This window comes from Streptomyces mashuensis (assembly GCF_014654785.1).
Classification (GTDB): Bacteria; Actinomycetota; Actinomycetes; order Streptomycetales; family Streptomycetaceae; genus Streptomyces; species Streptomyces mashuensis.
The window spans coordinates 44109-63842 of record NZ_BNBD01000022.1 but is presented as its reverse complement, the minus strand read 5'-3'; the positions used below and the strand labels follow the sequence as shown (position 1 = coordinate 63842).

Sequence of the window (19734 nt, the reverse complement as noted above, 5' to 3'; positions counted from 1 at the left end):
CGGTCACGGCGCCCCCGGCGGGATGAACGGCAGACCCGCCGGGACCCCGTTCTCGATCAGGCGCAGCAGCGCGGCCGTGTCCGCGTGCTCCTCGATCAGGTCGCCGAGCCGGTCGAGCTGTTCCTCGCGCAGGGCCGCGAACGACGTGTCCGGCGCCGGGACGAACGCCCGCCCGGCCGCGCGTGCGACCTCGCGGAGGAACGCCCGCCGGAAGCCGTCGCTCTCCAGCGAGCCGTGCCAGTGGGTGCCCCACACGGCGCCCACCCGGCAGCCGTCGAGGAACGGCTCGTCGCCGCCCAGCACCTCGGCGACGCCGTGGTGGATCTCGTAGCCCTCCACGGCCTCGCCCAGGGCCTTCCCGGACGGCCGGGCCAGGGTCTTCTCCGCGGCGAACCGCACGCGTACGGGCAGCAGGCCGAGCCCCTGGACCGTGCCGGCCCGGGACTCCACCTCGTCCTCGATGCGCTCGCCCAGCACCTGGAAGCCGCCGCAGACGCCCAGCACCGGCCGTCCCTCGGCGGCCCGGCGGGCCAGCGCGCCGGCCAGGCCCCGTTCGCGCAGCCACGCCAGCGCCCGCACCGTGCCGCGCGTGCCCGGCACCACGACGAGGTCGGCGTCGGCCAGCTCCTCGGGCCGGTCCACGAACCGCACGACGACGCCCGGTTCGGCCGCCAGCGCGTCGACGTCCGTGAAGTTGGACATCAGCGGCACCGCGCACACCGCCACGCGCAGCACGTCGTCGCCGTACGGCGGCGCGACGACCGACTCGCGGACGGCGCCGCGCAGCGACACCCGCAGCCCGTCCTCCTCGTCGATGCCCAGGCCGTGCGCGAACGGCAGCACGCCCACCGTGGGCCGGCCCGTCAGGTCGCGCAGCATGTCCAGGCCGGGTTCGAGCAGCGTCACGTCGCCACGGAACTTGTTGACCAGGTAGCCCGCGACCAGCGCCTGGTCCTCGCGCGACAGCAGGGCGGTGGTGCCGAAGAAGGACGCGAACACGCCGCCGCGGTCGATGTCGCCGACCACCACGACGGGCAGCCGCGCGGCCCGCGCCAGCCCCATGTTGACGATGTCGCTGCGCCGCAGGTTGATCTCCGCCGGGCTGCCGGCGCCCTCGCAGATCACCACGTCGTGGGTGCGCCGCAGCTCGGCCAGGCACTCGGTGACGGTGCCGAACAGCTGCTCCTGCCGCCCGGCGTGGTACCCGCGGGCGCTCAGCTCGCCCACCGGCTTGCCCAGCAGCACCACCTGGCTGCTGCGGTCGCTGCCGGGCTTGAGCAGCACCGGGTTCATCAGGGCGCTCGGCTCGACGCGGGCCGCCGCGGCCTGCATGGCCTGGGCCCGGCCCATCTCGGCGCCCTCCCGCGTGACATAGGAGTTGAGCGACATGTTCTGCGCCTTGAACGGCGCCACCTTGACGCCCTTGCGCGCCAGCCAGCGGCAGATGCCGGCGGTCACCACGCTCTTGCCCGCGTCGGAGGTGGTCCCGGCCACCAGCAGGCCCCCGCCCAGCGGGCCGTGCGGCCCGCTCCCTCGCGCTGTCACCGGTGCGTCCTCCTCGTGCCCGTGGTCCTGCCCGTTGTCCTACGTGTCGTCAACAGCCTGCCCAGTGCCCGCCCCGCCACCGCCGTGCCCACGGCGAGCAGCGACACCCGGCGGGACAGGCGGACGGCCCGCTCGACGTCCGCCACCTCGACGGGGCGCAGCTCGGCGCCCAGGACGGGCCGGTGCTCGACCCGGCCGGCGTAGGCGAGCGTGCCGCCCAGGCGGACGCCGAGCGCCCCGGCGAAGGACGCCTCGACCGGGCCCGCGTTGGGGCTGGGGTGCCGGGCGGCGTCGCGCCGGGCGACGCGCAGGGCGCGGGCCCGGTCGGGGGCGCAGAGCACGGTCAGCGCGGCGGTGAGGCGGGCGCCGGGCCAGCCCACGACGTCGTCGAGGCGGGCCGAGGCCCAGCCGAACCGGCGCAGCCGCGGCGACTTGTGGCCCACCATGGCGTCGAGGGTGTTGACGGCGCGGAAGCCCACCAGCCCGGGCACGCCGGCCAGCGCGCCCCACACCAGGGCCCCGACGACGGCGTCGGAGGTGTTCTCGGCGACGGACTCGACGACGGCGCGGGCGATCTGCTGCTCGTCCAGGGCCTGCGGGTCGCGGCCGCACAGGTGCGGCAGCCGCGCACGGGCGGCCGTCAGGTCGCCGGCGGCCAGGGCCGCGCCCACGGCGCGCGCCTCGCGCCCCAGGGAGGTGCCGCCCAGCACGGTCCAGGTGGCGGCGGCCGTCAGGGCCACACCGGCGGTACGGCTGCGGCGCGCGGCGCGGGAGAGGAGCGCGGCGCCTGCCACGGCGCCGCCGGCGCACACGGCGGTGTGCAGGGCGCCGTAGCCGCGGTGGTCGCGCCACAGGCGCTGCTCCACGGCGTGCGCGGCGCGCCCGAAGGCGGCCACGGGGTGGCCGCGCCGGGGGTCGCCGAACGCGAGGTCGCAGAGGTAGCCGAGGGCGGTGCCGCAGGCGAAGACCGGCAGTCCGGTCCGGGCCGCGGTCACGCCGCGCGTACGCGGCAGGAGCGGGAGGCGGCGGAGGCGGTGCGGTCCGGTGGGAGACGGCGGGAAGGCATGGCGGTGTGTCCTCACTCAGGGTCCGCGCCCTGGCTCGACGTGACCGGCGACCAGAGTCTCCTGGCTCCCGGATCCGCGTCGCTCCCGGCCTTCCCGCCCGCTGCGCGCGGGCCGTGGCGCTGGGTGGGAGGACGCTCCCCGGTGACAGTGGCGGGACCGCGCCGGATTCGCACCGGCTTCCTCTGCTGTCGCCGTTTGGCCCCGGCAGTCCACCACGGCCGCGGAACGGCCGTCAACTCGCCCTGAGCTGCCTCTTTGCGGACGGACGCGCATGGACGCGCACGCGCCCCCACCGGTGTGACCGGTGGGGGCGCGTGGTGTTCCGGGGGCGCGGCCGGGCCGCGGCGGGGTCAGCCGACGATCAGGCTGATGCCGTAGCCGACGGCCGCCGCGCAGAGCGCGAAGGCGGCGTACGCGCCGGTGCGGGCCAGGGCGCCCGCGCCTCCCGCCGTGGCGGACGCGCCGGGCTTGCGGGCGGTGCCGACGATGCCGAGCGTGAAGAGCCCCACGAGGGCGACGGTGACGACGAGGGTGACGCCGAAGACCTCACCGAGGGCTGCCCAGTCGATGTTCATTGCTGCTTCCTCTGGCTGTCGTGCCTGTGCCGGCCGGTGCGGGGCGCGGTCAGGCGGTCGTGGCCGCGGGAGCGGCGGTGGCGGCGGGGGCCGGCGCGACCGGGGAGGTCGCCGGGGCGTCCTGGTGCAGGGCACCGGCCGGCGGCGGGGCGACGGCCTGGATGGCGGCGGTGACGACGCCCGCCGGCTCGCCGGCCTCGGCCTCGTTGACGTTGCTGCTGTCGACCGGCTTGCGGCGGGACGCGGCCCAGATGGCGCCGCAGGCGCCGAGCGCGAGGACGGCGACGGCGGTGACGCCCCAGTCGCCCTGGTCGGCCAGGAGCGCGGCACCGGCGCCGACGAGGCCGGCGGCCGGCAGGGTCAGGCCCCACGCGGCGACCATGCGGCCGGCGGTGGACCAGCGCACCACGCCGCCCTTGCGGCCCATGCCGGCGCCCATGACGGCGCCGGAGCAGACCTGGGTGGTGGAGAGGGCGAAGCCGATGTGCGAGGAGGCCAGGATGGTGACGGCGGCACCGGTCTGAGCGGCGAAGCCCTGCGCCGGCTGGATGTCGGCCAGGCCCTTGCCCAGGGTGCGGATGATGCGCCAGCCGCCGAGGTACGTGCCGAGCGCGATGGCCAGGCCCGCCGAGACGATGACCCACATCGGCGGGTCGGAGTGCGGGGCGATCACGCCGCCGGAGACGAGGGCGAGGGTGATGACGCCCATGGTCTTCTGGGCGTCGTTGGTGCCGTGGGCGAGGGAGACCAGGGCGGCCGAGGCGATCTGCCCGGCGCGGTAGCCCGTGGCGCTCGCCTCGGGGTCGGTGTTGCGCGCCAGGCGGTAGGTCAGCCGGGTCGCCAGCACGGTGGCCAGGCCGGCCACGATCGGGGCGGCGACGGCCGGGATGAGGACCTTCATCACCACGGCCTCGCCGTGCACGGCGCCGGTGCCGACCGAGGCGACGGTCGCGCCGATCAGGCCGCCGAACAGGGCGTGCGAGGAGCTGGACGGCAGGCCCGCGAGCCAGGTGAGCAGGTTCCAGACGATCGCGCCGACCAGGCCGGCGAAGATGATCTCCGGCCGGATGCCCGATTCGTCGACGATGCCCTTGGAGATGGTGGCCGCCACCTCGACGGACAGGAACGCGCCGACGAGGTTGAGGACCGCCGACATCGCCACCGCGACCTTGGGCCGGAGTGCCCCGGTGGAGATGGTGGTGGCCATGGCGTTGGCCGTGTCGTGGAAGCCGTTCGTAAAGTCGAACACCAAGGCCGTGACGATCACGATCCCGATGAGAAGCGTGATGTGTTCCATTCACCCAGGCAATCAGTTCGGTGGTCAGTACGCGGCGACCGTAGGGACTGAGGGTGAACGGAAGGTGAACGGGTTGACGACAGGGGCATGACACCCAGGGGAGGGGACCTCCGATGACACATTCCCGGCAGCCCGGCGAGGGCTGCGCGCACCACCCGGCCGGCATCCCCGGCATACCCGGCGACCTGCGGCAAGCCTGGGCCGACGTGGTCGCCACGGCCCGCCGCACCGCCACCGAGGGCCTGGTCGTCGGCACCTCCGGCAACGTCTCCGCCAGAGTCGGCGATGTGGTGCTCGTCACGCCCAGCGGCGTGCCCTACGACCGCCTCGGCCCCGCCGACACCGTCGGCGTGGACCTCCGCACCGGCCGCCAGGTGCTCGGCGACCTGCCGCCCACCAGCGAGCTCCCCATGCACCTCGCCGTCTACCGGGCCACCGGCGCCACCGCCCTGGTGCACACCCACGCCGTGCACGCCACGGCCGTCTCCACGCTCGTCACCGAGCTGCCGCCGGTGCACTACATGACCGCGGCGCTCGGCGGCCCCGTACGGGTCGCGCCCTACGCCCTCTACGGCTCCGACGACCTGGCCGCCCACGTCCTGGAGGCCCTCCGCGACCGCACCGGCTGCCTCCTGCGCAACCACGGCACCCTCACCTACGGCACCACCCTGGAGCAGGCGTACGACCGCACCGCGCAGCTGGAGTGGATGTGCCGGGTCTGGCTCACCGCCTCCTCCGTGCCCGGCCGCACCCCCACCCTCCTGGGCCCCGGCGAGCTCTCCGAGGCCGCCGCGAAACTGCGCGGTTACGGCCGCCCCGGCTGAACCGCCCCGCTGGCCGCCGCGGCGGGCCGCCCCCACACTGGAGGGATGGGCGTCCGGTCCGCGGCGGCCCGTACCGCCGCCCTCCTCCTCGGTGCCGGCACGGCCGCGGTGGCGGCCGGGCGGTACGCCGGTGACGCGGCCCTCAAGCAGGTCCCCGGGCGGCCCCCGCCGGGCGAGCCGCGCATCACCGTCCACGACGTGGGCACCGGCACCGTCAGCCTCACCCGCACCCCCGCCACGCTCCAGCCGGGCACCCACGGCCTGGCCGGCAAGGACGGCCTGCACGTGGTCGTCGGCCCCGTCGTCGCCGACGTCTCCCACCCCCACGACCTCGTCGTCCGCCGCGTCGAACGGGTCACCCACGGCACCCTCGCCCCCGGCGCCCGGGTCTGGCTCACCCCCGAGGTCCACCGCGGCGACCCCCGCACCGCCCTCGGCCTCGACCACACCGACGTCGAGGTGCCCGGCGAGATGGGCCCGCTGCCCGCCTGGTTCCTGCCGGGCGACCGCGACACCTGGGTGATCGCCGTGCACGGCCCCGGCACCACCCGCGAGCACGCCCTCGTCCTGATGCCGTTCCTGCACCGCATGCGGCTCCCCGTCCTCGCCGTCGCCCACCGCGGCGACCCCGCCGCGCCCCGCCCACCGCACGGAATCAGCCACTTCGGCGCCCGGGAATGGCGGGATGTCGACGCGGCCCTCGCCCACGCCCTCGGCCACGGCGCCCGCCGCGCCGTCCTCCTCGGCTGGTCCACCGGCGCCACGATGGCCCTGCTCACCGCCCTGGACTCGCCCCACGCCGGCCGCGTCTCCGGCCTCGTCCTGGACGCCCCGGTGCTCGACTGGCCCGCCGTCGTGCGCGTCCGGGCGGCCCGCCGGCTGCCGGGTCCGCTCATTCCGCTTGCGGTCCGCGCGGCCGAGGGCAGGACCGGTCTCACCACCGGCGGCCTGCTGGCCGCCGCGGACCCCGCCCGGCTGCGCGTGCCCACCCTCCTCGTCCACGGCCGCGAGGACCCCCTCACCCCACCGGGTCCCGTGCGTCAACTCGCCGACGCCCGGCCCGGACTGGTCACCCTCCGCAGCGTCCGCGGCGCCGGTCACGCGAGCTCCTGGAACGCCGATCCGCAGGGGTACGAAGAGGCCCTGCGGCGCTTCCTGACCCCCCTGATGTAGCACCGCGACGGCGCGCCCGTCGCCCACTCGCACCCCCTCCGTACCGCTCCACCACAGGTCGCGGGCGGCCGGATCGTTGGTTCCGATTGGGTTTTCGGAGCGTGAACGGCAAGACTGCTCCTGTGACGTCCCGTACTCCGCGCGACTCCCGGCTCCGACTCGTCCCACCCCAGCCGATCACCGCCGCCCGCCGGGCCGTGGCGGGCCGAGGCTCCCGCCCGGCCCCCCGCCCGCCCGCGGGCACGCCGGCCCGTCAGGAACTGGCCCGGCAGGCCAGATCGGGCCTCGCCGGCGCGGTCCGGCTGGCCCGCTGGGCCGCGGAGGAGTGCGCCCGCGGCGCCCGCCCGCTGCCGGGGACCGCCGGCGGGCCGAGCGAGAGCGCCGCCCACCGGGCCGCCGCAGCCCTCGGCCTGACGCCCGGCCAGGTCCGCGCCGACTGGGACCGCGCCCGCCTCGCCGGCCTCCTGGAGCTGCACGGCGACACCGCCCGCCCCGGCTGGCGGCTGCGGGCCTGGGAGCGCGACGACAGCGCCGCCCTGCGCGGCTGGGTCGCCCTCTTCGACGCCTGGTCCCTGGCCCACCCCGAACCCCCCGGCACCGACCCCACGATGGCCGCCGAGGTCGTCGAGGCCGCACCGCAGCTGCTCTCCGTCATGCACCTGTCGGCCGGCCCGGTCTCCGTCGCCATGCTCCTCGACCTGCTCCAGCAGCGCGTCGCCGAGATCCGCGCCGAGCGCTGCGAGGTGCCGTACGACGCCCCGGCCCCCGCGAGCGCTCCCGTGACGCCCCCCGCCGACGGCCCCGCCGACGCACCGGGCGACCCCCTGCCCCGCCTCCTCGACTGGGCCCTGGAGGCCCTGGCGTCCGTCGGCGCCCTCCGTATGCGCGGCGGCACCGGCCCCCGCGCCGAGGCCCTGCTCACCCCCCTGGGCAACTGGGCGGTCTGGGTCAAGCTGGAGCAGATCTGCGTCGCCGCCCAGAGCCCCGCCGGCAACATCGAGCTGTCCGCCGAGGCCATGCTGCGCGGCTGCGCCGACCTCACCCCCGGCCCCGCCCGCGCCGAGTACCGCGCCTGGATCGCCGCCCGCCCCGTCCGCGGCGCCGTCGCCGAGCTGCTGGAGGCCGCCCGCGGCGAGGACGCCATGGTCCGCGGCATGGCCTTCGAGGCGCTCCGCGCCGTCGGCGCGCCCGCCGAACCCGCCGTGCGGGAGGCCGCCCAGGAGCCTGTGCTGCGCCCCTACGCGCTGCTGTGGCTCGCCGAGCACGAGGGCCACGACGCCGAGGACGCCGCCGACGTGCTCACCCGCGAGGAGGCCACGTGGCTGTGGGTCGACACCGCGGCCGCCGTCGCCGACCACGGCGAGAGCCGCCTCCTCGTGCGGCACCTGGACACCGCCGTGCAGGGCACCGTGCCCGGCCTGCTGGAGGACGTCCGCGCCGTGGGCCACCCGCGCACGGTCCAGGTGCTGGTCGCCCTGGCCGCCGCGCACCCCGACCCGGCCCTGGCCAAGGCCGTCCGCCGGGCCGCCTTCCAGGTGCACCGCGGCGGGGCCTGACCGGGGCCCCGGCCGCCTAGGCCGGCGCGGGGCCCTTGGGCGCGTACGTGCCGAAGCTCCAGATGTTGCCCTCCAGGTCGCGGGCCATGTAGTCGCGGGACCCGTACTCCTGGTCGGCGGGGGCCATGAGGATCTCCACGCCGTGCCCGGCCGCCCGCCGGTGGTGGGCGTCGGGGTCGTCGACGACCACGTACAGCCCGGCGGGCCCCGCGCTCGCCATGGCGTCGTCGAAGACCCCGCCCCGGCCCCGCGAGCCGATCATCACGATGCCGTTGCCGTACTCGAGCTCGGCGTGCAGGACGGTGCCGTCCTCGCTCTCGTACAGCGCGGACTGCGTGAAGCCGAACGCCTCCGTCAGCTGCCGGACGGCCGCCTTGGCGTCGTCGTAGAGCAGCGCCGGGCAGATGGTGGGTGACACCGTGCCGCTGTCCGTCATCTCCTTCTCCTTCCGCGCTACTGCCGGAACGTGTCGCAGCGCGCCATGTCACCGGTGGAGTACCCGGTGGTGAACCACTGCCGGCGTTGCGCGGCCGAGCCGTGGGTCCAGCTCTCCGGCGTGACCCTGCCCTGGAACCGCTCCTGGATCCGGTCGTCGCCCACCGCCGCCGCGGCCGACAGCCCGTCCTGGATGTCGGCCTGCGTGAGCTGCTTGATCAGCGGCCGGCCGGTGGACTGCTGCGGGGTGCTGGTGGCGTGCCGGGCCCAGACGCCCGCGTAGCAGTCGGCCTGGAGCTCCACGCGCACCGAGTTGCTGTCCGCGCCCGTGCGCCGGTCCTGCGACCGGCCCAGGACGCCGGTGAGGTTCTGTACGTGGTGTCCGTACTCGTGCGCCACCACGTACGCCTGCGCGAAGGGCCCGCCGGTGGCGCCGAACCGGGTCCGCAGCTCGTCGAAGAAGCCCAGGTCGAGGTAGACCTTGCGGTCGCCGGGGCAGTAGAAGGGCCCCACGGCCGAGGTGGCGTCGCCGCAGGCGGTGCGGACCCGGCCGGTGAAGAAGACCGTCGAGGCCGGTGTGTACGCCGTGCCGTGCCGCGGCAGCTCGCGGCGCCAGAAGGACTGCGTGCTGTTGACCACCGCGACGACCCGGCAGTCCTCGCGGGTGTTGGCGTCCTTGCCCGTGCGGCAGTCCCGGGTGACCTGCGTGTCGGTGGTCGCGGCCGGCCGGGCCCCCTCCTGGCCGCCGCCGCTCAGCCCCAGCTCCTGCGGGCCGATGCCGAAGAACAGCCCCGCGAGCAGCGCCAGCAGGCCCACGATGCCGCCGCCGATGGTGAGCCCGCCGCCCGGGATACCGCCCCGCTGGTCCTGCACCTGCGAGGTGTCCAGGTCCGCGTCGTCGTCGAACTGCATCCGCCCACCGCCTCTCCGGTCGCGTTCCGGTGCCGGCTCCCGGACAGGGCCTACCACCCGAGTATGCGGTGAATCACCCGTCCGCAACCTTTTCCAGCGCGCTGCGCCCGGCGGACGGCGTACGGAAAGCCGCTTGCACGCCCCCGTTAGACTGAAGCCATGGCTTTCCTCCTCCTGCATTAGACGGCGTCGAAGCGACCAGTCCGTCCCGTCCGCCGTCCCTTCCGTCCAGGAGTAGAGAACCGTGATCACCGCCTCCGGCATCGAGCTGCGCGCCGGCGCACGTGTCCTGATCGAGTCCGCCACCTTCCGCATCGCCAAGGGCGACCGCATCGGCCTCGTCGGCCGCAACGGCGCCGGCAAGACGACGCTCACCAAGTGCCTCGCCGGCGAGGGCATCCCGGCCGCCGGCACCATCAGCCGCTCCGGCGAGGTGGGCTACCTGCCGCAGGACCCGCGCACCGGCGACCTGGACGTGCTGGCCCGGGACCGCATCCTCTCCGCCCGCGGCCTGGACGTCGTGCTCCGCAAGATGCGCGAGAACGAGGACCGCATGGCCAACGGCCAGGGCGCCACGCGCGAGAAGGCCATGAAGAAGTACGAGCGCCTGGAGACGGAGTTCCTCACCAAGGGCGGCTACGCGGCCGAGTCCGAGGCCGCCACCATCGCCGCCGCGCTCAACCTGCCCGACCGGGTGCTCGGCCAGCCGCTGCACACCCTCTCCGGCGGTCAGCGCCGCCGCGTGGAGCTGGCCCGGATCCTCTTCTCCGACGCCGACATCCTGCTGCTGGACGAGCCCACCAACCACCTCGACGCCGACTCCATCGCCTGGCTGCGGGACTACCTCAAGTCCTACCGCGGCGGCTTCATCGTCATCTCCCACGACGTCGACCTCGTCGACACGGTGGTCAACAAGGTCTTCTACCTCGACGCCAACCGGTCGGCGATCGACGTCTACAACATGGGCTGGAAGCTCTACCAGCAGCAGCGCGAGGCCGACGAGAAGCGCCGCCGCCGCGAGCGGCAGAACGCCGAGAAGAAGGCCGCCGCCCTGAACGCGCAGGCCGACAAGATGCGCGCCAAGGCCACCAAGACCGTCGCCGCGCAGAACATGGCCCGGCGCGCGGAGCGGCTGCTGGCCGGCCTGGAGGAGGAGCGCGTCTCCGACAAGGTCGCCAAGCTGCGCTTCCCCGAGCCCGCGCCCTGCGGCAAGACCCCGCTGATGGCCGAGGACCTGTCCAAGTCCTACGGTTCGCTGGAGATCTTCACCGGCGTCGACCTGGCCATCGACCGCGGCTCCCGCGTCGTCATCCTGGGCCTCAACGGCGCCGGCAAGACCACCCTGCTGCGGATGCTGGCGGGCGTGGAGCAGCCGGACACGGGCCGGGTCACCCCCGGCCACGGTCTGAAGCTGGGCTACTACGCGCAGGAGCACGAGACGCTCGACCCGGACCGCACGGTCCTGGAGAACATGCGCTCGGCCGCCCCCGACCTGGACCTGGTCGAGATCCGCAAGACGCTCGGCTCGTTCCTCTTCTCCGGCGACGACGTCGACAAGCCGGCGGGCGTGCTCTCCGGCGGTGAGAAGACCCGGCTGGCGCTGGCCACCCTGGTCGTCTCCTCGGCCAACGTGCTGCTGCTCGACGAGCCCACCAACAACCTGGACCCGGCCAGCCGCGAGGAGATCCTCGGCGCGCTGCGCACCTACAAGGGCGCCGTCGTGCTGGTCACGCACGACGAGGGCGCCGTCGAGGCGCTCCAGCCCGAGCGGATCATCCTGCTGCCGGACGGCGTGGAGGACCTGTGGGGCAAGGAGTACGCGGACCTGGTCGCGCTGGCCTGACCCGGCGCGCGGCTCATGATCAGTGCTGTCCCGATCATTCGGCCGACAGGTGATCCATCATCTGAGTGAGGCCGGCTGGTACCCCGGCGCCCGTGAGTGCTCCGGCGCACGCGCTGCGTGAGGGGCCGGGCGCCGCTCGCGCGACGGCACGGGGCGCCCCCGTCTGACCTGCCGCTTCGCCACGCCACCCGTACGGCCGTACGAGCCGTGCGGCTCCGGCGGGGCCCCTCCGGCCCGGCCCCGCGGCCCGAAATCGCGGGGAAAACGCGGTGCGGCCCGGCCCCCGTACGGCGGCGAGTTCCCACAGACCTTGCCGAATGGGTGGCCATGACGCCGCCTAGGGGTGATCATGAGAGACAAGAGGCGCATCTCCCATGAGGAGGCACGGGTGGCCGAGACTCTGAAGAAGGGCAGCCGGGTGACCGGCTCCGCGCGCGAGAAGCTCGCGGAAGACCTGAAGAGGAAGTACGACGCTGGTGCGAGCATCAGGGCGCTGGCCGAGGAGACCGGTCGCTCCTATGGCTTCGTGCACCGCATGCTCACCGAGTCCGGCGTGGTCCTCCGGGGCCGCGGCGGAGCGACGCGCGGCAAGAAGGCGACGTCGACGACGACGCCGGCCTGACGCCCCGCGAGTACCACACAGGGACTATCTGCAAGTACGCGTCACAGCACGTACGCACACAGCGCACAGCAGCGACAGCAGTACGGGCAGTCCCACCCGGTCGGCCGGCCGGTCGGCCGGGTGGTTACTGTGCAGTCAACCACAGCGACTGCGGCCGGGAGGCCCCCATGACTGCTCGCAAGACCCTGCTGGACCAGGACGGCGTACGGCTCGACGTGGATGATGCGGTGGCGACCGTCACCCTCACCAAACCTGCGAAGCGCAACGCCCAGTCGCCCGCGCTCTGGCGGGCCCTGACCGAGGCCGGCCGGCTGCTGCCGGGCTCCGTACGGGTGGTCGTGCTCCGTGGCGAGGGCAAGTCGTTCTCCGCCGGCCTGGACCGGCAGGCGTTCACGCCCGAGGGCTTCGACGGCGAGCCCTCCTTCCTGGACCTCGCCCGGGGCAGCGACGCCGCGCTCGACGCCGAAATCTCCGCGTACCAGGAGGCGTTCACCTGGTGGCGGCGGCCCGACCTGGTCTCCATAGCCGCCGTGCAGGGCCACGCCATCGGCGCCGGCTTCCAGCTGGCCCTCGCCTGTGACCTGCGGGTCTGTGCCGACGACGCCCAGTTCGCGATGCGCGAGACCAGCCTGGGCCTGGTGCCCGACCTGACCGGCACCCAGCCCCTCGTCGCCCTCGTGGGCTACGCGCGCGCCCTGGAGATCTGTGCGACCGGCCGGTTCGTCGGCGCCGCCGAGGCCGAGCGCACCGGCCTCGCCAACCTCGTCGTGCCGCTCGCCGAACTGGACGCCGCCACCACCGACTTGACCGCGGCGCTGCTGGCCGCGCCCCGGGACGCCGTGGTCGAGACCAAGGCCCTGCTGCAGGGCGCCGCCGGGCGCACGTACGACGAGCAGCGCGCCGCGGAGCGCGCGGCGCAGGCGCGGCGCCTGCGCGACCTCGCGGGCATCGGCGAGTAGCGGGCACCGAGCGGGCCCGGCGGGACCGTTCTATGGTGGCGGGAGGGACCGGACCGGACGGGAAGGAAGGCGATGACGATGACCGACACCGCGGGCCAGCCCCACCAGACCGGCCACCGCACCGGCGCCGCCAAGGAGCCCGTGCCCGCCGCCGAGCGGGGCCGCACCACCATCGCCGACGGCGTCGTGGAGAAGATCGCCGCCATGGCGGCGCGTGACGTCGTCGGCGTGCACGCGATGGGCAGCGGCCTGTCCCGCACCTTCGGCGCCGTGCGCGACCGGGTACCCGGCGGCAAATCGGTCACGCGCGGCGTCAAGGCCGAGGTCGGCGAGGTGCAGACCGCCCTCGACCTGGAGATCGTCGTCGAGTACGGCGTGGCCATCCCGGACGTCACCCGCGCGGTGCGGGTGAACGTCATCACGGCGGTGGAGCGGATGGCGGGCCTGGAGGTCGTCGAGGTCAACATCGCCGTCGGCGACGTCAAGCTCCCCGACGAGGAAGAGGAAGAACCCGAGCCCCGGCTCCAGTAGACCCCAGGACCAGTGGCCCGGGGCACCGCGCCCCGGACCGGTGAGGAGCGCACCATGAGCACGGCCGTGGCCTGCATGATCGCGGGCATGGCGCTGGGCTTCGCCGGCTGGTTCGGCGGCTTCGGCGCCTTCCTGCTGGTGGGGGCGCTGGGCGCGGTCGGTTTCGTGGCCGGCCGGCTGCTGGAGGGCGACCTCGAACCCGCCGACTTCTTCCGCCCCCGCAGCCGCGACGAACGCCGGAGGTGACGGCGGTGGGGGAAGTCCGCGCGGTCGAGCCCGCCGGGCGCGGCGCGACCAGGATCGCCGACCGCGTCGTCGCCAAGATCGCCTCCCAGGCGGCCCGCGAGGCCCTCGGCGACGTTCCGGACCACCACGAACGGCCCTCCGCCCACGCCGTCGTCCACGAGGGCGCCGCCCGCGTCCGGGTCGCGCTGGAGCTCGGCTACCCGGGCGACATCGCGGCCCGCTGCCGCGCCGTGCGCCACCGGGTCACCGAGCGCGTGCGGGAACTCGCCGGCATGGAGGTCCCGGAGGTGACCATCACTGTCGAGCGGCTGCACTCCGCGTACACCGACCGCGCCGGCCTGGGCAGGGTGCGATGACCACAGCGGAACGGGCGGGGGCGCCGGACCCCGCCGAGGCGGTGCCCCCCGACCCGTCGCTCGCCGACGCCCCCGGCCCGGCGCGCCGCTTCTGGTCCGTGCGGCGCCTGCCCGCCGTCCTCGTCGCCGCGGCCCTGCTGGCCGCTTCCGGCCTCACGCTGTACGACGTCGTCGCCGTCCGCGCCCACCGCACGGGCATGGCCTGGCGCCGCGCCCTCGCCCACCAGCTGGCCACCCGGCACCTCGACGATCCCTGGGTCCTCGCCGGCGCCTCGCTGGCGCTGCTCCTCGGCCTGTGGCTGTTCGTCCTCGCCGTCACCCCCGGGCTGCGCCGGCTGCTGCCCCTGCGCACCGACGACCCGGACGTGCGGGCCGTGCTCGACCGGCGGGCCGCCGCGCTGGTGCTGCGGGACCGCGCGATGGAGGTGCCGGGCGTCCGTTCCGTCCGGGTCGGCGTGGGCCGCCGCGTCGTCCGGGCCCGCGCCCAGGCCCACTTCCGCGCCCTCGACGAGGTGCGCCGTGACGTCGATTCCGTCCTCACCGACGCCGTACGGGAGTTGGGGCTGACCCGCGCGCCCGTGCTGTCCGTGCGCGTCGGCCGGCCGCCGAAGGGGTGACCGCGTGCTGCGCACCGTCAACCGCGTTGTCCTGGGCCTGGCCGGGCTGCTGCTCGTGGCGCTCGGTGCCGCCGTGCTGACCGGCGGGCTGGACCTGGTGCGCCGCTGGCACCTGCCGGTCCCCCCGGAATGGCCCTTCGACGGGCCCGGCGACGTCCTGCTGCCCACCGCCACCCGGCAGCACTGGCGCGCCCACGGCTGGTGGTGGCCGGCGGTCGTCGGCGGCCTCGCCGTCCTGGTCCTCGCGGCGCTGGCCTGGCTCGCCGCGCAGCTGCGGCCGCGCCGCCTGCGGGAGACCGTGGTGGACTGCGGCGACGGCGACACCGCCACGGTGCGCGGGCGCGGCCTGGAGGATGCGATGGCCGCGGAGGCCGCCGCCCTGCACGGCGTCGACCGGGCCCTGGTCACGCTCGGCGGCCGCCGCACGGCACCGGCCGTGCGCGCGGTGCTCACTCTCGCCCCGCACGCCGGCCCGGCCGCGGTCCTGTACCGGCTGCGCACCGAGGTGCTGCGGCACGCCCGGACGTCGGCCGGGCTGGGCCGCCTGCCGGCCGAGGTGCGGCTGCGCGCGGTACGGCACCGCGCCGAACGCGTGGGCTGATCCCCGCCCGTGCCGGGGCTCAGATGCCGTGCAGCACGCCCCCGTCGACCGGCAGCATCACGCCGGTGATGTAGGAGGCGGCCGGCGACAGCAGGAACGCCGCCGCCCGGCCGAACTCCTCCGGCGTGCCGTAGCGGCCCATCGGGATGGCCGCCGCGTGGCGCTCGCGGGCCGCCTCGGCGTCGCCGGAGAGGGCCTCCAGCTCGCGCATCCGGTCGGTGGCGATGCGGCCCGGCAGCAGGCCCACGACGCGGATGCCGCGGGGCGCCACCTCCCGGGCCAGGGAGTTGGCGAAGCCCGCCAGCCCCGGCCGCAGCCCGTTGGAGACGGTGAGCCCGGCCACCGGCTCGTACACGGAGGTGGACAGCACGAACCCGATGACGCCGCCCTCGCCCAGCTCGGCGGCGGCCGTGCGGGCCAGCCGGACAGCGCCGAGGAACACCGACTCGAAGGAGGCCCGCCACTGGTCGTCGCCGGTGGTGGCCGCCGAGCCGGGCGGCGGGCCGCCCACGCTGACGAGGACGCCGTCGAGGCGCCCGAACCGTTCGCGGGCGGTGGCCAGCAGGTGCCCGGCGGTCTCCGGGTCGGCGTTGTCGGCGGCCACCCCCACCGCGTTCGGGCCCAGCCCGGCCGCCGCGGCGGCCGCGGTGTCCTCGTCCCGCCCGGCGACGACCACCCGGGCGCCGTCGGCGACCAGCTCGCGGGCCGTGGCCAGGCCCAGGCCGCGGGTGGCGCCCGTCAGGACGTACACCCGGTTCTCCAGTCCAAGATCCATGCGCTCAGTCTGCCGTGCCGCAGCCGAAGAGGAGAAGGGCCGACCCCACGAGTCCGATGTGGCTGAACGCCTGCGGGAAGTTGCCGAGCAGCCGGTCGTCCCGCGGCGCGTACTCCTCCGCCAGCAGCCCCACGTCGTTGCGCAGCGCCAGCAGCCGCTCGAACAACGCGCGGGCCTCGGTGTGCCGGCCGGTCAGGCACAGCGCGTCCACCAGCCAGAAGGAGCAGACCAGGAACGCGCCCTCCTCGCCCGGCAGCCCGTCGACCAGGCCGGCGCTGTCGCCGTAGCGGGCCAGCAGGCCGTCGTCCCGGCACAGTTCGCGGCGGACCGCGTCGACCGTGCCCCGCACCCGCGGGTCACCGGGCGGCAGGAAGCCGGTGCGCGGGATGAGCAGGGTGGCGGAGTCCAGCTGCGTCGAGCCGTAGAACTGGGTGAACGTGCCCCGCTCGGGGTCGAAGCCGTGCTCGCACACGTCCCGGTGCACCTCGTCGCGCATGGTGCGCCAGCCGTCCAGGTCGCCGGGCAGGTCCGGGTCCGCCTCCAGGGTGCGGACGGCGCGGTCGGCGGCGACCCACGCCATGACCTTGGAGTGGACGAAGTGCCGGCGGGGGCCGCGCACCTCCCACAGGCCCTCGTCGGGCTCGCGCCAGTGCTGCTGGAGGAACTCCAGGAAGCAGCGCTGGATGTGCCAGGCGTGCGGCTTGACGTCGAGCTTGCCCCGGCGGGCCACCCACAGCGAGTCGATGACCTCGCCGTAGATGTCCAGCTGGAGCTGGCGGTAGGCGTTGTTGCCGATCCGCACCGGGAAGGACCGCTCGTACCCCGGCAGCCACGGCAGGTCGGCCTCCGGGATGCGGCGCTCGCCGCCGAGGCCGTAGAGGATCTGGAGGTCCCCCGGGTCGCCGGCGACCGCGCGCAGCAGCCAGTCGCGCCAGGCGCGGGCCTCGTCCTCGTAGCCCACGGACAGCAGCGCGTTGAGGGTGAGGGTGGAGTCGCGCAGCCAGCAGTACCGGTAGTCCCAGTTGCGGACGCCGCCGATCTCCTCGGGGAGGGAGGTGGTGGGGGCGGCGACGATGCCGCCGGTGGGGGCGTACGTGAGCGCCTTGAGGGTGATCAGGGAGCGCCGTACGGCCTCCTGGTGCGGGCCGCGGTAGCGGCAGCGGGCACACCATTCGCGCCAGTCCGCCACGCTCTGCCGCAGTGACTCGTACGGGTCGACGAGCCGGGGGCGCGGCTCGTGCGAGGGGTGCCAGGTCAGCACGAAGGCCACCTTCTCGCCGGCGGCCACCGTGAACTCCGACCGCGTCGAGCGGTCCTCGCCGTACGTGTGGACCTCCGGCTCGCTGCGCAGCCACGCGGAGTCGGGGCCGGCGACGGCGACGCGGTGGCCGTCGCTCCGGCGCACCCACGGCACGATGTTGCCGTAGTCGAAGCGCAGCCGGACGACGCTCAGCATGGGCACCCGGCCGCTGACGCCCTCCACGATCCGTACGAGGTCGGGGGCGCGGTCCCGCTGCGGCATGAAGTCGGTCACCTTCACCGTGCCGTGCGCGGTCTCCCAGACCGACTCCAGGACGAGGGTGTCCTCCACGTAGGCGCGCCGGGTGCAGTCGCCGGCCCCCGCCGGGGCGAGCCGCCAGTGCCCGTTCTCCTCGGTGCCGAGCAGGGCGGCGAAGCAGGCGGCGGAGTCGAAGCGCGGCAGGCACAGCCAGTCGACCGAGCCGTCGCGGCCGACGAGGGCGGCCGTCTGGAGATCGCCGATGAGCGCGTAGTCCTCGATGCGAGCTGCCACGCCGGACCGTCTTCCCAGGCCGGCGGGGTGCTACTCCGGGGCGCGGCTGTCCGGGCGACGCGCCCCCCGCGCGCCGGTCCCGTCAGGCTCCGGCCGGTGCGGCGGCCGCGGCCGTGGTCTCCCCGGCCGCGGCGGCGGCGCGCTCGCGGCGCTCCCGGCGCACAAGGATGATCCAGCCCACGGGCACGAAGGCGGAGAACAGCCACCACTGCACGGCGTACGCCATGTGCGGGCCGATGCTGCTGTGGTCGGGGGCGGCCACGGGCTGCGGCTGGCGGCCGGCGGGGGCCTCGGCGAGCTCCAGGTAGCCGCCGAGGACGGGCCGGTGCAGCTGGGCGGCCTGCCGCTCGCTGTTGATGAGCATGACCTGGCGGGGCGGCAGGCCCCTGGTGTCCTTGACGCCCTGGCCCGGCTGCTCGTCCGCGCGGAGCCGGCCGGTGACGGTGACCGTGCCGGCGGGCGCGGGCGGGACGTCGGGGTAGGTGGTCTGCGGGCCGCCCGCCGGGACCCAGCCCCGGTTGACGAGGACGGCGGTGCCGTCGGCCTGCACCAGCGGGGTGAGGACGAAGTAGCCCTGGCTGCCGTCGTTGCCCGTGCGCATCCGGACCACGACCTCGCCCTGCCGGTCGTAGGTGCCGTGCGCGGTGACCGTGCGCCACACGTCCTTCTTCGGCACGGCGCGGCCGGGCGCGGTGAGCTCGCCCACCGGGACGGGGTCGGCGGCCAGGCTGCGGGCGACCTGGTCGTTGCGTGCTACCCGCTGCTCGTGGCGGTGGAGTTGCCAGAAGCCCAGTTTGATCATCACCGGGACGAGGGCGAGCGCCACGACCGTGGTGATCACCCACTGCCGGGACAACAGGAAGCGGTACACGCTTTGACGGTACCTGGTCCGGTTCGCCCCCCAACCGCCGGGTGTCGCGAAGAGCTACGCCCCCTTTGTCCCGTTCTGTCCCTGCGCTTGTCCGCCCGGCTGTCCGTCCGCCGGCGTGACGTGCGACAGCAGCTGCACGAACGCCGCCTCGTCCACCACAGGCGTGCCGAACGACCGCGCCTTGACGTTCTTCGACGTGGCGGACGCGGGATCGTTGGTGACCAGCAGGCTGGTCAGCCGCGAGACGCTCGTCGCCACGTGCAGCCCGGCCCCGACCGCCCGGTCCTCCAGCAGCTCCCGGTCGACGGAGGTGTCGCCGGAGAACGCCACCCGCATCCCCTGCTTCAGCTGCCCGCCCGGCTCGTACCGCCCCGGGTTGGGGTACGGGCACGCCGGCCGCTTGCGGCTGGGCCGCCACGTGGCGGCCCCCCGGTACGAGGACTGGTGACCGATCCGCGGCCGGGCGGCCGACGGGCCGTCGGACCACTCCGTCAGCGGCTGGCACGCCAGCAGCGGCAGCCGCAGCCCCGCCTCCGCCGCCAGCCGCAGGCTCGGCCGGAACGCCTCCGCGAGGACCCGCGCGTCGTCCAGCGCGTGGTGCGCCCGCTGCTGCACGACGCCGTAGTGCGCCGCCAGCGACTCCAGCTTGTGGTTGGGCAGCGGCAGCCCCAGCTCCTTCGACAGCGCGATGGTGCACAGCCGTTGCCGCACCGGGGCCGTCACCTTCGCCCGCGCGTACTCCCGCGCGATCATCGACCAGTCGAAGGCGGCGTTGTGCGCCACGAGCACCCGGCCCTCCAGCCGCTGCCCGAACTCCTCGGCGATCTCCGGGAACAGGGGCGCGCCCTCCAGCACGTCGGTGGTGAGCCCGTGGATCCACACCGGGCCCGGATCGCGCTGCGGGTTGACCAGCGTGTACCACTGGTCCTGCACCCGGCCCCGGGCGTCCAGCTGGTAGACGGCGGCCGACACTATCCGGTCGTCCCGGGCGAGCCCGGTGGTCTCCACGTCGACGACCGCGTACCCCTCGGGGTACGCGGCCGGCCACGGGATGGGCGATTCGGCGTCGGTGGCGTCTACGAGCATGGTCCCAGAGCTTACGGGCCACCGCTGACAGCGACGGATCCGGCCGTGCGC

Annotated in this window: 21 protein-coding genes and 1 riboswitch; of the genes, 11 read left to right on the top strand and 10 right to left on the bottom strand. The window is 75.4% G+C overall.

Features of this window, described 5'->3' with window-relative positions; all coding sequences use genetic code 11:
- Positions 1-3: 3 nt before the first annotated feature.
- The 4 genes from IE305_RS30815 to IE305_RS30800 all read right to left on the bottom strand — a co-directional run bounded on the left by IE305_RS30815 (position 4) and on the right by IE305_RS30800 (position 4484).
- Positions 4-1545, bottom strand: coding sequence for a cobyric acid synthase (locus IE305_RS30815; protein ID WP_229891751.1), 1542 nt, complete (start codon positions 1543-1545; stop codon positions 4-6).
- Positions 1542-2540 carry a cobalamin biosynthesis protein gene (locus tag IE305_RS30810; protein ID WP_229891749.1) on the bottom strand — a complete coding sequence of 333 codons (999 nt, stop codon included), beginning with the start codon at positions 2538-2540 and terminating at the stop codon, positions 1542-1544. Before IE305_RS30810 ends, IE305_RS30815 begins: the two co-directional genes overlap by 4 nt.
- A 126-nt stretch (positions 2541-2666) precedes the next feature.
- Positions 2667-2794: riboswitch (cobalamin riboswitch) on the bottom strand.
- Positions 2795-2962: 168 nt separating this feature from the next.
- Positions 2963-3187, bottom strand: coding sequence for a hypothetical protein (locus IE305_RS30805; RefSeq protein ID WP_190133123.1), 225 nt, complete (start codon positions 3185-3187; stop codon positions 2963-2965).
- Between the two features lie 49 nt (positions 3188-3236).
- Positions 3237-4484 carry an inorganic phosphate transporter gene (locus IE305_RS30800; RefSeq protein ID WP_190133122.1) on the bottom strand — a complete coding sequence of 416 codons (1248 nt, stop codon included), beginning with the start codon at positions 4482-4484 and terminating at the stop codon, positions 3237-3239.
- A 113-nt stretch (positions 4485-4597) separates the two neighbouring features.
- On the opposite strand from IE305_RS30800, the gene IE305_RS30795 reads away from it, so the two are divergent.
- The 3 genes from IE305_RS30795 (at position 4598) to IE305_RS30785 (ending at position 8037) form a co-directional block, all read left to right on the top strand.
- Entirely contained in the window at positions 4598-5308 is a 711-nt protein-coding gene (locus IE305_RS30795; RefSeq protein WP_190133121.1) for a class II aldolase/adducin family protein, read from the top strand.
- Between the two features lie 45 nt (positions 5309-5353).
- Positions 5354-6481: an alpha/beta hydrolase gene (locus tag IE305_RS30790; protein ID WP_190133120.1), complete on the top strand. Its 1128-nt coding sequence runs from the start codon at positions 5354-5356 to the stop codon at positions 6479-6481.
- A gap of 122 nt (positions 6482-6603) precedes the next feature.
- Complete coding sequence (locus IE305_RS30785) at positions 6604-8037, top strand: hypothetical protein (RefSeq protein ID WP_190133119.1); 1434 nt, start codon at positions 6604-6606, stop codon at positions 8035-8037.
- 16 nt (positions 8038-8053) lie between these two features.
- Here the strand turns inward: IE305_RS30785 and IE305_RS30780 are convergent, their stop codons facing one another.
- Entirely contained in the window at positions 8054-8473 is a 420-nt protein-coding gene (locus IE305_RS30780; RefSeq protein ID WP_190133118.1) for a VOC family protein, read from the bottom strand.
- Positions 8474-8490: 17 nt separating this feature from the next.
- Positions 8491-9384 carry a KPN_02809 family neutral zinc metallopeptidase gene (ypfJ, locus tag IE305_RS30775; protein WP_190133117.1) on the bottom strand — a complete coding sequence of 298 codons (894 nt, stop codon included), beginning with the start codon at positions 9382-9384 and terminating at the stop codon, positions 8491-8493.
- A 244-nt stretch (positions 9385-9628) separates the two neighbouring features.
- Between ypfJ and IE305_RS30770 the strand changes: the two genes are divergently transcribed.
- The 8 genes from IE305_RS30770 to amaP all read left to right on the top strand — a co-directional run bounded on the left by IE305_RS30770 (position 9629) and on the right by amaP (position 15159).
- On the top strand, positions 9629-11227 hold the full coding sequence (locus IE305_RS30770) for an ABC-F family ATP-binding cassette domain-containing protein (protein WP_190133116.1): 1599 nt from the start codon (positions 9629-9631) through the stop codon (positions 11225-11227).
- 388 nt (positions 11228-11615) lie between these two features.
- Positions 11616-11849, top strand: coding sequence for a helix-turn-helix domain-containing protein (locus tag IE305_RS30765; protein ID WP_190133115.1), 234 nt, complete (start codon positions 11616-11618; stop codon positions 11847-11849).
- Positions 11850-12016: 167 nt separating this feature from the next.
- A complete protein-coding gene (locus IE305_RS30760) occupies positions 12017-12808 on the top strand; it encodes an enoyl-CoA hydratase/isomerase family protein (protein WP_190133114.1) in 792 nt (263 codons plus the stop codon).
- Positions 12809-12886: 78 nt separating this feature from the next.
- Positions 12887-13339 carry an Asp23/Gls24 family envelope stress response protein gene (locus IE305_RS30755; RefSeq protein ID WP_190133113.1) on the top strand — a complete coding sequence of 151 codons (453 nt, stop codon included), beginning with the start codon at positions 12887-12889 and terminating at the stop codon, positions 13337-13339.
- A gap of 54 nt (positions 13340-13393) precedes the next feature.
- Positions 13394-13585 (top strand): hypothetical protein, encoded by a 192-nt coding sequence (locus tag IE305_RS30750; protein WP_190133112.1) that lies wholly within the window; start codon positions 13394-13396, stop codon positions 13583-13585.
- On the top strand, positions 13582-13941 hold the full coding sequence (locus tag IE305_RS30745) for an Asp23/Gls24 family envelope stress response protein (RefSeq protein ID WP_190133111.1): 360 nt from the start codon (positions 13582-13584) through the stop codon (positions 13939-13941). The genes IE305_RS30750 and IE305_RS30745 overlap by 4 nt, the downstream gene beginning before the upstream one ends.
- A complete protein-coding gene (locus tag IE305_RS30740; protein WP_190133110.1) occupies positions 13938-14558 on the top strand; it encodes a DUF6286 domain-containing protein in 621 nt (206 codons plus the stop codon). Before IE305_RS30745 ends, IE305_RS30740 begins: the two co-directional genes overlap by 4 nt.
- Positions 14559-14562: 4 nt before the next feature.
- Positions 14563-15159, top strand: a complete 597-nt coding sequence (gene amaP / locus IE305_RS30735) for an alkaline shock response membrane anchor protein AmaP (protein ID WP_190133109.1) — start codon at positions 14563-14565, stop codon at positions 15157-15159.
- 19 nt (positions 15160-15178) lie between these two features.
- Here amaP and IE305_RS30730 read toward each other — a convergent pair whose 3' ends face one another.
- The 4 genes from IE305_RS30730 to IE305_RS30715 form a co-directional block, all read right to left on the bottom strand.
- Positions 15179-15934 (bottom strand): SDR family oxidoreductase, encoded by a 756-nt coding sequence (locus tag IE305_RS30730; RefSeq protein ID WP_190133108.1) that lies wholly within the window; start codon positions 15932-15934, stop codon positions 15179-15181.
- A 4-nt stretch (positions 15935-15938) separates the two neighbouring features.
- Complete coding sequence (locus IE305_RS30725) at positions 15939-17726, bottom strand: glycoside hydrolase family 15 protein (protein WP_190133107.1); 1788 nt, start codon at positions 17724-17726, stop codon at positions 15939-15941.
- An 82-nt stretch (positions 17727-17808) separates the two neighbouring features.
- Complete coding sequence (locus IE305_RS30720; protein WP_190133106.1) at positions 17809-18597, bottom strand: SURF1 family cytochrome oxidase biogenesis protein; 789 nt, start codon at positions 18595-18597, stop codon at positions 17809-17811.
- A 54-nt stretch (positions 18598-18651) separates the two neighbouring features.
- Entirely contained in the window at positions 18652-19683 is a 1032-nt protein-coding gene (locus IE305_RS30715; protein ID WP_190133105.1) for a DEDDh family exonuclease, read from the bottom strand.
- Positions 19684-19734: the final 51 nt, after the last annotated feature.

Coding starts and splice junctions, on each gene's coding strand:
- IE305_RS30805 (WP_190133123.1), bottom strand. CDS start 3,187: ATGAACATCGACTGGGCAGCCCTCGGTGAGGTCTTCGGCGTCACCCTC.
- IE305_RS30800 (WP_190133122.1), bottom strand. CDS start 4,484: ATGGAACACATCACGCTTCTCATCGGGATCGTGATCGTCACGGCCTTG.
- IE305_RS30795 (WP_190133121.1), top strand. CDS start 4,598: ATGACACATTCCCGGCAGCCCGGCGAGGGCTGCGCGCACCACCCGGCC.
- IE305_RS30790 (WP_190133120.1), top strand. CDS start 5,354: ATGGGCGTCCGGTCCGCGGCGGCCCGTACCGCCGCCCTCCTCCTCGGT.
- IE305_RS30780 (WP_190133118.1), bottom strand. CDS start 8,473: ATGACGGACAGCGGCACGGTGTCACCCACCATCTGCCCGGCGCTGCTC.
- ypfJ (WP_190133117.1), bottom strand. CDS start 9,384: ATGCAGTTCGACGACGACGCGGACCTGGACACCTCGCAGGTGCAGGAC.
- IE305_RS30760 (WP_190133114.1), top strand. CDS start 12,017: ATGACTGCTCGCAAGACCCTGCTGGACCAGGACGGCGTACGGCTCGAC.
- IE305_RS30755 (WP_190133113.1), top strand. CDS start 12,887: ATGACCGACACCGCGGGCCAGCCCCACCAGACCGGCCACCGCACCGGC.
- IE305_RS30750 (WP_190133112.1), top strand. CDS start 13,394: ATGAGCACGGCCGTGGCCTGCATGATCGCGGGCATGGCGCTGGGCTTC.
- IE305_RS30740 (WP_190133110.1), top strand. CDS start 13,938: ATGACCACAGCGGAACGGGCGGGGGCGCCGGACCCCGCCGAGGCGGTG.
- IE305_RS30730 (WP_190133108.1), bottom strand. CDS start 15,934: ATGGATCTTGGACTGGAGAACCGGGTGTACGTCCTGACGGGCGCCACC.
- IE305_RS30715 (WP_190133105.1), bottom strand. CDS start 19,683: ATGCTCGTAGACGCCACCGACGCCGAATCGCCCATCCCGTGGCCGGCC.